The organism is Paenibacillus sp. FSL H8-0079 (assembly GCF_037991315.1).
Classification (GTDB): Bacteria; Bacillota; Bacilli; order Paenibacillales; family Paenibacillaceae; genus Paenibacillus.
The window spans coordinates 4,031,439-4,043,034 of record NZ_CP150300.1 but is presented as its reverse complement, the minus strand read 5'-3'; the positions used below and the strand labels follow the sequence as shown (position 1 = coordinate 4,043,034).

Annotated in this window: 9 protein-coding genes; all 9 read left to right on the top strand. The window is 45.8% G+C overall.

Annotated elements, in window-relative coordinates; all coding sequences use genetic code 11:
• The first annotated feature begins 226 nt into the window (after nucleotides 1-226).
• The 9 genes from purT to MHI06_RS17930 all read left to right on the top strand — a co-directional run bounded on the left by purT (nucleotide 227) and on the right by MHI06_RS17930 (nucleotide 11,471).
• Nucleotides 227-1,414 carry a formate-dependent phosphoribosylglycinamide formyltransferase gene (purT, locus tag MHI06_RS17970; protein ID WP_340398658.1) on the top strand — a complete coding sequence of 396 codons (1,188 nt, stop codon included), beginning with the start codon at nucleotides 227-229 and terminating at the stop codon, nucleotides 1,412-1,414.
• Nucleotides 1,404-1,862 (top strand): GNAT family N-acetyltransferase, encoded by a 459-nt coding sequence (locus MHI06_RS17965; protein WP_062835126.1) that lies wholly within the window; start codon nucleotides 1,404-1,406, stop codon nucleotides 1,860-1,862. Before purT ends, MHI06_RS17965 begins: the two co-directional genes overlap by 11 nt.
• A gap of 314 nt (nucleotides 1,863-2,176) precedes the next feature.
• Nucleotides 2,177-2,983: a CAP domain-containing protein gene (locus tag MHI06_RS17960; protein ID WP_340398657.1), complete on the top strand. Its 807-nt coding sequence runs from the start codon at nucleotides 2,177-2,179 to the stop codon at nucleotides 2,981-2,983.
• A 474-nt stretch (nucleotides 2,984-3,457) separates the two neighbouring features.
• Nucleotides 3,458-4,324, top strand: coding sequence for a GDSL-type esterase/lipase family protein (locus MHI06_RS17955; RefSeq protein WP_340398656.1), 867 nt, complete (start codon nucleotides 3,458-3,460; stop codon nucleotides 4,322-4,324).
• Nucleotides 4,325-5,290, top strand: coding sequence for an ABC transporter ATP-binding protein (locus MHI06_RS17950; RefSeq protein ID WP_100527270.1), 966 nt, complete (start codon nucleotides 4,325-4,327; stop codon nucleotides 5,288-5,290).
• Nucleotides 5,283-6,272: an ABC transporter permease gene (locus MHI06_RS17945; protein ID WP_062835122.1), complete on the top strand. Its 990-nt coding sequence runs from the start codon at nucleotides 5,283-5,285 to the stop codon at nucleotides 6,270-6,272. Before MHI06_RS17950 ends, MHI06_RS17945 begins: the two co-directional genes overlap by 8 nt.
• 76 nt (nucleotides 6,273-6,348) lie before the next feature.
• Nucleotides 6,349-8,328: a DNA topoisomerase IV subunit B gene (parE, locus tag MHI06_RS17940; RefSeq protein ID WP_169482543.1), complete on the top strand. Its 1,980-nt coding sequence runs from the start codon at nucleotides 6,349-6,351 to the stop codon at nucleotides 8,326-8,328.
• Nucleotides 8,329-8,340: 12 nt separating this feature from the next.
• Nucleotides 8,341-10,803, top strand: coding sequence for a DNA gyrase subunit A (gyrA, locus tag MHI06_RS17935; protein ID WP_340398655.1), 2,463 nt, complete (start codon nucleotides 8,341-8,343; stop codon nucleotides 10,801-10,803).
• A gap of 227 nt (nucleotides 10,804-11,030) precedes the next feature.
• A complete protein-coding gene (locus tag MHI06_RS17930) occupies nucleotides 11,031-11,471 on the top strand; it encodes a MarR family winged helix-turn-helix transcriptional regulator (protein ID WP_340398654.1) in 441 nt (146 codons plus the stop codon).
• Nucleotides 11,472-11,596 lie beyond the last annotated feature (125 nt).

Below are 11,596 nucleotides of genomic sequence, written 5' to 3'. Positions count from 1 at the left end.
TTCACTGGAGTATTAGCGTCTGCTGTTTTAACATTTCCTTAATTATGGGAGGAATGGAAGGAGTATCGAATCTGTGAGCGGTAATTGTAAAATTTGATCGAAAAAACACAAAAAATCTTGTAAAATTCACAAGAAAAATAGGGTGCACTCTTGCAATCTTTAACCAAAACCCCGAAAATAGAGAGACAGATATAGAAGATTTCTCTTTGGGAGGATTGGAAAGAACATGTGGGGTGCTCCTTTTACGGCTCAAGCCAAAAAAATGCTGCTACTAGGCAGTGGAGAATTGGGAAAAGAGGTCGTTATTGAGGCCCAACGACTGGGAGTAGAGACGATCGCTGTTGATCGTTATGAGAACGCACCTGCGATGCAGGTCGCGCACCGGTCTTACTGCATCGACATGCTGGATGCCGAAGCTTTGAAACAATTGATCCGTAAAGAAAAACCTCATTACATCGTACCTGAGATTGAAGCTATTGCAACAGAAGCTTTACTGGAGCTTGAGGAAGAGGGATTTTGTGTAGTACCTACTGCCCGAGCTGCACGTTTAACGATGGATCGCGAAGGCATCCGTCGGCTTGCAGCCGAACAATTGAAACTTCCGACAGCTGACTACCTTTTTGCGGACAACCTGGAACAACTTCAGGAATCCGTACGTGAGCTTGGCACACCTTGTGTCATTAAACCATTGATGAGTTCTTCCGGCAAAGGGCAGAGTGTATGCCGTACACCGGGCGACGTTGAGGATTGCTGGAACATTGCTCTTTCGGGAGCTCGTGGCAAATCCGTCCGTGTTATCGTGGAGAGCTTTGTGCAATTTGACAGTGAGATTACATTACTTACTGTTAGGTCTGTATCAGGCACCGTATTCTGTCCTCCGATCGGCCATATTCAGAAGGATGGGGATTATGTCGAATCCTGGCAACCTCATGCAATGACTCCTGAACAATGGGAGCAGGCTTGTCATATTGCCAAATCCGTTACGGATGAACTTGGCGGTTATGGACTGTTTGGAGTGGAATTATTCCTGACTCTGGATGGTGTTGTGTTTAGCGAGGTATCTCCTCGTCCACATGACACAGGCATGGTTACAATGGTGACGCAAGACAGTTCCGAGTTTGCGCTGCATGTACGTGCAATTCTTGGTTTTCCGGTCACAGGTGTACATCTGTTGACACCGGGAGCTTCAGCAACGCTGAAGGCTAATGATGAAACATCTGACTTTACTGTAGGCGGGATTGAAGAAGCACTGGCTCTTCCTCGTACTCAGATTCGTGTATTTGGCAAACCTGAGACCAAAGTAGGACGCCGAATGGCTGTAGCCCTAAGTGCTGGCCAAGATGTGGAAGAAGCTCGTAAAACAGCGGTGCAAGCCGCTAATATGCTGAAAGTGGAGGTAAATCATGTCCAATAATGTTGAGGCCCCTGTACTGATGATCCGAGAGTGTGAGCTGCGAGATGCTGAAGCGGTAACGGGACTGATGCGAGAGGTCAGCTATCCGACAACAGCCAATGTCATGAAAGAACGCATTGAATGTTTGGAAACCAATCCAAATGCGTGCATGCTTGTTGCCGAAGTGGATGAACAAATTATTGGTGTGATTGGCTTGCAATGTGTGCAAAATCATGCCTATCCAGAACCTGCCGCACAAATCACTTCTCTAATCGTAGGTCAGGAACATCGTGGTGGTGGAATTGGCCGTCGTCTGATGGCTCGTGCTGAAGATTGGGGCAGACAGCAAGGTGGTAAACAACTGTTTGTCACGGGTGCGAACCGTGAAGTGACTTCAACAACGTACTCTTTTTATGAGCACATTGGTTTTCAGAAGAGAGGTTATCGGTTCAGTAAAGTTCTTCTGTAGTATAAAAAGGTTCTTTTATAGCATGAAAATTCTCATTATATCCTGATCTGCACCTTCTGGTGTCGTGAATGATAAATAGATGGTGAAGTGGCATTCGACTAGCATTTTTAGTCCGAATGTCTTTTTTTTATGCTTTTGCAGACAGGGATAGAGGCATGAAGGATAAGCCATCAGGGCGTGTTTGAAACGCTCTAAAAATGACAAAAAAGTTACTTTTCCATAATTTATGGGTTCACATTCTCTTTATGAATTGATATACTGCTAGAGTATTAATTACAAAGTTGTAATAACTAATCTTAAGGAGATGAATGAATTTGAAAAAGAAATGGATGAAAACCGTCGTGACGAGCAGTCTGACAGCCGTATTGGCCGTAGGGGTTATGCTCCCTGCCTCCGCGTCTGCTGCAGATTCAACATATAAAACTACCGCAACGTACAAGATTACAAGTACAGACAGCCTGAAAGCATACATTGAGCAATGGCTCAAACAAAACGGATACACAGTATCCGAAGGGCAAATTGTAGAGAAGCCAGCTACACAGCCTGATCAAACCACTAAACCTGCTGAACCGACAACAAAACCAACTCAGCCAACAACCAAACCAGCTGAGCCAACAACTAAGCCGGAGCAACCGACAAAACCTGCTCAACCAACTCAAGAAGAAAAACCGGCAACTACACCGGCTAAAGATCCTTCGAACACGGGTAGCACAGGTAACAATACAAGTAATAATGGTAGCGAAAGCACACAATCAGACTTTGCTACTCAAGTTGTAAAACTTGTGAACGCTGAGCGTGCCAAAGCAGGTCTGAGCGCTTTGTCTTCTGATGCCCTTCTGGACAAAGTAGCTGTAGCCAAAGTAAAAGATATGAGCAACAATAACTATTTTGATCACCAGTCACCAACGTATGGTTCTCCGTTTGATATGATGAAGCAATTCGGAGTAACGTATAGCTATGCAGGCGAGAACATTGCCAAAGGACAAAAAACACCTCAGGAAGTTGTAACAGCCTGGATGAATAGTGAAGGGCACCGTGCCAATATCTTGAGCAAAAACTTTACGCATATCGGTGTAGGTTTCTACAACGGGTATTGGGCTCAAGAGTTTATCGGTAAATAAGAATTTTAGAGGTTGTTTAAAAAGTCCGCTTTTGATTACGAATGATGCCTGATGGCATCATCAGCATCGAATATGGGATTCAGCCGAAATGTCCGTTGCTCACGTAGATTTCCCTACGCTCCGCTACTCCATTTCTAGCTTTATCCCATCTTCTCGGTACTGAAAACCGAACTTTTTGAACACTGAATTTAATGAAGTAATTAAAAATTTGTTTATCACAAGGTTATGCCAGCACAGTTGAAATCTGTGTGTGGCATAACCTTTTTTCCTTAAAATTACATATGGAAAATGAATTCTGCGAATGTAGCGCCAAAATTTGCAAATTAACGACAGAACATTTATGTTATTTAGGAATAGCATCATCAGGGCGTGTCTGAAAACTCCGAAGGAAGCGGATTTTCAGACACGCCTTAATGTAAAGTCATTATAAATTATAAAGCACCCGGACTGGTGTACATGAGCGGAGATGTGATGATGAAAAAGAAAAAAAGCCTTGATTCAGCACCATGGATCTGGAGAACTGTCAGTACAGTATCCATCTTGGCAACCTTGTTGTTGTTATTTGGATTTGGATATGCCATCAAAGACGTGATTTTCCCCGAGGGAGATTCTGCGTTAACTACAGGCCAAGAGACAACTGCACCACCTAAGGATTTGGGAGAACCAGCGGTCGTGGAAGATGGCAAGATACGGATGGCCGTCATCGGCGATTCTCTGGCAAGAGGTACAGGGGATGATGAAGGACTTGGCTTTGTGAGACGTGCAGGGAACCTGCTCAAAGATAAAGGATATGACGTTCAGGTTCTTAATAATCTGGGTGTTAATGGTTTGAGAACTGATGCTTTGTTGACAAAACTGGATGAGCAAGGTGTGCGTTACGTCCTGCAACAGTCCAATTTTATTTTGCTCTCGATCGGCGCGAATGATCTGTTCCAAGGCGGACAGGTTTTGCAGGGGGAAGATCCGCCAACTGCAGAGCAATTGGCAGCGGCTTTGCCTGAAACATCGAAACGCCTTCAGGAGATATTGAAGAAAGTAAAAGAAATCAATCCCGATGCACAGATTGCGTACATAGGGTTGTACAATCCGTTTGGTGATGTGAAGGAACTGGAGGAGCCAGGTAATGCGGTTGTTGCTGCATGGAACGATGCTGCACTGGCTATTTTGAACAATGAGGACAAGATGACACTGGTCCCTACATTCGATTTATTTGAAAACCATCTGGGGGAGTATCTCTCGTCAGATCATTTCCATCCCAACGGACAAGGTTATGAGCAAATTGCAGTTCGGATTGCACAGGAATTCCAGGCGGATACACCGGCAGAAGGGAGCGGAAATTAAATGGCAGAGCAGCAGTATGATTCCGTCCTGTCCGTACAAAATCTGAAGAAGCGGATCGGACGCAAATGGATCATTAAGGACGTTACATTTGACGTAAAACCTGGTGAAATCTTCGGATTTCTCGGTCCCAACGGTGCCGGAAAAACAACGACCATACGGATGCTGGTCGATCTGATCAAACCGACAGAAGGAAAAATCAAAGTCTGTGGTTATGATGTGAATCGGGACCCTGAACGTGCTTTGAAGTATGTAGGCTCCATTGTTGAGAATCCGGAGGTATATACATATCTGACCGGGTGGGAGAACCTGGAGCATTTTGCACGCATGCAACCAGGTGTGGACAACGAGCGGATTCAGGAAGTCGTGGATATTGTACGATTGGATCAGCGCATTCATGATAAAGTCAGAACATACTCACTGGGGATGCGTCAACGGCTAGGTATTGCGCAAGCGTTGCTTGGGCGTCCACGTCTGCTTATTCTCGATGAACCGACGAACGGCCTTGATCCGAAAGGCATTAAGGAACTACGGGTCTTTATTAAACAACTTGCCAGTGAAGGTATGGCTGTATTTGTCAGCAGTCACCTGTTAAGTGAGATCCAGCTTCTCTGTGACAGAGTAGCCATTATCAGTGCTGGACGTGTGCTTGCCGTTGGAGGTGTTAGTGAGCTGATTGAAGATCATTCCAAGTTGGCTATCTGGCACGTTTCACCACTGGAGCAAGGCAAAAAGATGTTGCAGGATGCAGGCATTGCTCTGGTAGGTCGACCAGCGGATGTGATGGATGATACCATTGTTGCGGGCCTTGGTCCCAACGCTGTGGTTGCCGAGATGCATGAAGATCGAATTCCTGATATGGTGCAACAGATGGTTCAAGCTGGTGTACAGGTTGAAGGGGTACAGCGAATTCAGCCTACGCTCGAACAACTATTCTTAAAAATGACAGAAGGTGAATCCATTGAATAATATCATGCCGCTGATTCGCAATGAAACGATTAAGATGGTGAAGAAAAAACGGCTTTATATTATATTTATTGTACTTGCGATCCTCGTACCGATGTTTACGTATGCCCAGATGAAATCTGCGGAGAATAACCGGGACAAGTTCGGCGGCGATTGGCGGCTTGAACTGCAACAGGCCATCACAGACAATCAAAACTCGCTCGGTAGCGATCGGGTACCTGAAGAATATAAAAAATATAGAACAGTGTATATCCAGCAGATGCAGTACTATCTCGAAAATGACATCAATCCCAAAGAACCGGGTGGTGTTACCTTTACGCGGGAGTTCATGAACAATGCAGTTGGATTGTTTATTCCACTGTTAATCATGGCTATTGCTTCAGATCTTGTTTCGGGTGAACGTACGACAGGTACGATTAAAATGCTTTTAACGCGTCCGGTTAGACGCTGGAAAGTGCTTCTGAGCAAATTAATTACGCTGATTATGTTTGTTTCAATCATAGTGGTATCAGCCTACATTATATGTTATGTCATATCGGGTGCCGTCTTTGGCTACAAAGGCTTCAACATGCCGATCTTCACAGGATTCAAGGTTGTGGGAACGGATGTCGATATGTCGGCAGTACATGCTGTAGACCAGTGGCTGTATATGCTTATGCAGGCAGGACTGATCTGGTTTGTAAGTGTAATTGTGGCTATGCTTGCGTTTATGGTATCTGTGCTTGTGCGCAGTACTGCTGCAAGTATTGTTATCATGATGGCCGCTCTGATTGCAGGAACAATCTTGACCAGCATGGCAGCATCCTGGCAGACAGCGAAGTATCTGTTCATGGTTAACCTCGAACTTCCGAATTATTTGTCGGGTGGATTACCGCCAATCGAGGGTATGAATTTAGGTTTTTCCCTTATTGTGCTTAGTGTTTGGGGCGTTGCTTCACTCATTGTGTCATTCCTTGTCTTTACGAAACGGGATATCTTGAATTAAAATGGACAAGGATAAGAAAACATCTGTTTGCATTTTAGGCATTTTTTTAGTTGCAAGTTAAGAAGGGGGAGCATGAATGGTCGAGCAAATCGATATGTCGGCAGGTTCGACAGGCGGAGGACAGGGGTCTTCAGGCTACGACGCGGACGACATTCAAGTACTTGAAGGGTTGGTAGCGGTACGGAAACGGCCGGGGATGTACATCGGCAGCACCAGCACTTCAGGTCTACATCATTTGGTATGGGAAATTGTGGACAACGCTGTCGACGAACATCTCGCCAAATTCTGCTCCAAAATCGATATCACACTGCATAAGGACGGTTCTATTACGGTTCAGGATAACGGAAGGGGAATTCCGACAGGTATACATAAAACAGGGATTCCTACTCCCCAGGTCGTGTTTACGATTTTGCACGCAGGCGGTAAGTTCGGTGGATCAGGATACAAAAAATCCGGCGGTTTGCACGGTGTAGGTGCGTCAGTTACAAACGCATTGTCCGAATGGCTTGAAGTCGAGATTTTCCGTGATGGCAAGATTCATCGTCAGCGATTCGAATATTGGCAGGACAAAAAAGGGATTGAACATGTCGGAGAATCGGTGTCCGGTCTCGAAGTGTTGGGTAATACCAATCGGACAGGTACGAAAGTTACATTTAAACCGGATATTCGCGTGTTCCAGAGCGGCATTCAATTCAATTATGATACACTGGCAGAACGTCTTCAGGAGATTGCTTTTCTGAATTCGGGTCTGAGAATTGTGCTCAAGGACGAACGTTCAGGCAATCAGGATGAATACATGTATGAAGGTGGAGCAAGCCAGTTTGTTGCTTTTCTTAACGAAAATAAAGACGTACTGCATGATGTCATTCACTTCTATGCGGAGAAGGATGACATTGAAGTCGAAGTCGCAATCCAGTATAACGCGGGTTATACGGAAACGCTCGCTTCATTCGTGAACTCGATCCCTACTCGGGGTGGCGGTACTCATGAGACCGGATTCAGGGCTGCGTATACCCGTGTAATGAATGACTACGCGCGGCGTACCAGCATGATCAAGGAAAAAGATAAAAACCTCGAAGGCAATGATTTACGTGAAGGTATGATGGCCGTCATCAGTGTCAAAATGTCAGAGGTTGAATTCGTAGGCCAAACGAAGGATCAACTCGGTAGCGCTTCCGCTCGAAGTGCAGTGGATTCGGTCGTGTCCGAGAATATTCAAAGGTTCCTGGAAGAAAACCCGCAGGTAGCGCAAACGTTAATTCGCAAAGCGGTTCAAGCCTCCAGAGCCAGAGAAGCGGCTCGCAAAGCACGGGATGATATGCGTACAGGCAAAAAACGCAGTGAAAGTTCCAACTTGAACGGCAAGCTTACGCCGGCGCAATCGAAGGATTTTACCCGCAATGAGTTATTTATTGTCGAAGGTGATTCCGCAGGTGGTTCTGCCAAACAGGGACGCGACTCAAAGATTCAGGCTATTCTGCCGCTCAAGGGTAAACCGCTCAATCCGGAAAAATCGAAGCTGGCCGATATTCTCAAAAATGAAGAATACCGTGCGATTACAGCGGCGATCGGGGCGGGTATTGGAACCGAATTTGCAGTTGAAGACAGCAATTATTCCAAAATTATCATTATGACTGATGCCGATACGGATGGCGCACATATTCAGGTGCTGTTGTTAACCTTCTTTTATCGTTATATGAAGCCATTAATTGATGCAGGCAAAGTATATATAGCACAGCCGCCATTGTACAAACTTACTCGTAAGTCTGGTAAGCTCGCGAGCGTTCGATATGCATGGACGGATGAAGAACTGGCGAATTATATGAAGGAATTCGGTAATAATGTTGAGCTTCAACGTTATAAAGGGCTTGGTGAGATGAATCCGGATCAACTGTGGGAGACAACGATGAATCCGGAAACTCGTGCGATGCTGAAGGTACAGATTGTTGATGCGGCAAAAGCAGAACGTCGTGTATCTACGCTCATGGGTGATAAGGTTGATCCGCGTAAACGCTGGATTGTAGAGAACGTCGACTTTACAGAGTACGAAGAATAGAAGGTGCTTGGAATGAGTCCATCAGAACAATTTATGCCGGCCTTTCTCGAAGAGGTCGTAGGGGACCGTTTCGGTCGCTACTCCAAATATATTATTCAGGATCGAGCCATTCCCGACGTACGGGATGGGTTGAAGCCTGTACAGCGGCGTATTCTGTACGCCATGTACGATTCAGGTAATACGCCTGACAAGACTTATCGCAAGTCTGCCAAAACCGTTGGGGACGTAATGGGTAATTATCATCCTCATGGTGACTCTTCGATCTATGAGGGTATGGTGCGGATGGCACAGCCATGGAAAATGGGCCATATGCTCGTGGACGGTCATGGTAACTGGGGATCACAGGATGATGACCCGGCAGCGGCGATGCGGTATACGGAGGCCCGTTTGTCGCCCATCGCGATGGAGATGCTTCGCGATATCGAGAAACGGACCGTTCTGTTTAAGGATAATTTTGATAATACGGCCAAAGAACCGGTTGTATTACCATCCCGTTATCCGAACTTGCTGGTGAATGGCGTCAGCGGAATTTCCTCTGGGTTTGCAACGGAGATTCCTCCGCACAATTTGCGTGAAGTCATTGATGCTTCCATCGCTGTAATGGAAAAACCGTCCATTGAGCTTGACGAGATCATGATGTTCATGAAAGGTCCTGACTTTCCGACAGGCGGATTGATTATGGGCGGCGACGGCATTCTGGATGCCTATCGCACAGGTAAAGGACGGATCTATATCCGGTCCAAAACCGAGATTGAAAACATGCGTGGTGGCAAACAGCAAATCGTCATTACCGAGATCCCTTATCAGGTCGTGAAGTCTCGTCTGGTTACAGCGATGGAGAACATTCGACTTGAGAAGAAGGTTGAAGGTATTGCCGAAGTGCGTGATGAGAGTGGACGTGAAGGTCTGCGAATCGTGGTTGAGTTGAAAAAAGAAGCGGATGCACAAGGTATTTTGGCTTATTTGCTGAAGAAAACCGACCTGCAAGTCACCTATAACTTCAATATGGTTGCGATTGTGAATAAAGCACCTCACCAATTAGGATTGAAATCGATCCTCGAGGCTTACATTGCCCATCAGCGGGAGGTTGTAACCTTCCGTACCCGGTTTGAGCTGGAGAAGGCGCAAGACCGTGCGCATGTGCTCGAGGGCCTGGTAAAAGCACTTAACATCCTCGACGAGGTCATTGCAGCGATCAAAGCATCGAAAAACCGTCAGGATGCCCAAAATAACCTGATGTGGATGTTTGGATTCACAGAACGCCAAGCGGATTCCATACTTACTTTGCAATTGTACCGTTTGACGAATCTGGAGATCAATTCTCTGGAAAAGGAACTCGGTGAACTGATGAAAAAAATTGCGCAATTACAATCCATTCTGGATAGTGACCGCAAGCTCATCGGAGTCATCCGCAAAGAATTAATGGAGATTCGTGAGAAATACGGCATAGACCGTCGTTCTGCGATCCAGGGTGAAGTGGAAGAACTTAAGGTTAATCTCGAAGTGCTTGTGAATGCGGAAGATGTATTTGTTACGTTATCCAAAGAGGGATATGTGAAACGTACAGGCATGCAGTCCTTTACACGTTCTGGTGGTGAACGGAGCGGAAGTGGTGTGAAAGACGGCGATTATATCGCTCAGGTTATGGAAGTAAATACGCTTGAGAATCTGCTTGTCTTTACGAGGAAAGGTCAGTACTTCCTGTTACCTGTTCACCAGGTACCTGAATTCAAGTGGAAAGACCCGGGCACAGCGATTGTGAATGTGATTCCACTTGCGAAAGATGACCGTATTGCAAGTGTGCTTGCTGTGAAATCCTTTGAAGAGCCGAATCACAGTCTGGTCTTCGTTACGCGAAGAGGACAGGTGAAACGAACGGAGCTGAAGGATTACGTTACCAAGCGTTCCGGTGCAGTTGCGGCTTGTAAAGTGGGCAAGGACGATGAAGTGTTATCTGTACATCTAAGTACAGGTGGACAAGATATTTTGTTGATTACGAAAGAAGCCATGGCGATTCGTTTCCGAGAGGACGAAGTCAATCCGATGGGTCGTGTGTCTGGTGGTGTTCGTGGTATTCAGTTAAGAGATACAGATGAAGTTGTATCGGCTCTATGGGTAGAAGGAGATGAAGGTGAAGTTGCCGTGTTGTCCGATCTGGGATATGGTAAACGTTCATTACTTCTGGATTACGCTATACAGAGCCGTGGAGGCAAGGGGCTTGCCACATTCGAGTTCAAGGAAGGCAAACGAGTGAAACCGAATGGCAGCAGCATTGTTGGCGCGTTTTATTGCAAAGAGCAACGTAATATCACGGTAATGACCAAAGAAGGCCAGGTGTATCCGATATCATCGGAAGGTGTTCCGATTACAGAGCGCAAACATATTGGCAAGCTGATCGTTCATGTGGACAAACAGGACGAGATTGTTGAACTTCTAAGGGACTTCAATGAGAATCAACCAGCATCATCTTCATAAAAACAACAAACGAGACTTTTCGCAGAACAGCTAATCCTGTCATGCGAGGAGTCTTTTTTTGTTGTTCGAAGGCGGATTAGAAGAGGGCATTCATGCGAAGTTTAACAACCTTCGTCGATTACGGTCGATCGCTAGGAAATTGAAAAAAGGCAGCAGGAATGCGGCTTTGAAGCGCGAAAACTTAAGCAGGTGAAGTGATAACCGGTTGCAGAGAGGAGCGATGTAAGATGTATAATTCCGATTTTGCCAAGTGTTGGTCCAGATTAACCAAAGATTATAAACTGCATATGGATCAAGAGCTGGCACCCTCATTGACGGAGGCTCAGCTGGCTGTTCTGGAGGTACTTGAGGATCATCAGAAGATGAAACCTTCCGATCTGATTCCTTTTCTGGCGACGACGCCAGCTGCCGTAACCATGCTGCTCGATCGTATGGAGAAGAACGATCTGATTCGCAGGAATCGGGATAATCAGGATCGACGCATTGTATGGGTATCTCTGTCCGACAAAGGAAGAATGGAGACAGAGCGGGGCATCACCATCCGTAATGCATTCATGAATTCCGTACTTAGTAACATTTCAATGCACAATCAACAACTGCTGGTATATCTGTTAGGCAAAATGACAACGCCCAAGACCAAAGAGCCTGCATTATCGACTTCGGTATGAACCGATGTTGATTTTTTTGAACAACCACAGGTGTGCCTGCGCGTTTCATGCAGGAGTCCTGTGGTTATTTTATTTGAAAATTACATATGATACACACTGTGTCCAAGTTAGTTGATTAAAGGCAT

Coding starts and splice junctions, on each gene's coding strand:
- purT (WP_340398658.1), top strand. CDS start 227: ATGTGGGGTGCTCCTTTTACGGCTCAAGCCAAAAAAATGCTGCTACTA.
- MHI06_RS17965 (WP_062835126.1), top strand. CDS start 1,404: ATGTCCAATAATGTTGAGGCCCCTGTACTGATGATCCGAGAGTGTGAG.
- MHI06_RS17955 (WP_340398656.1), top strand. CDS start 3,458: ATGAAAAAGAAAAAAAGCCTTGATTCAGCACCATGGATCTGGAGAACT.
- MHI06_RS17950 (WP_100527270.1), top strand. CDS start 4,325: ATGGCAGAGCAGCAGTATGATTCCGTCCTGTCCGTACAAAATCTGAAG.
- parE (WP_169482543.1), top strand. CDS start 6,349: ATGGTCGAGCAAATCGATATGTCGGCAGGTTCGACAGGCGGAGGACAG.
- gyrA (WP_340398655.1), top strand. CDS start 8,341: ATGAGTCCATCAGAACAATTTATGCCGGCCTTTCTCGAAGAGGTCGTA.
- MHI06_RS17930 (WP_340398654.1), top strand. CDS start 11,031: ATGTATAATTCCGATTTTGCCAAGTGTTGGTCCAGATTAACCAAAGAT.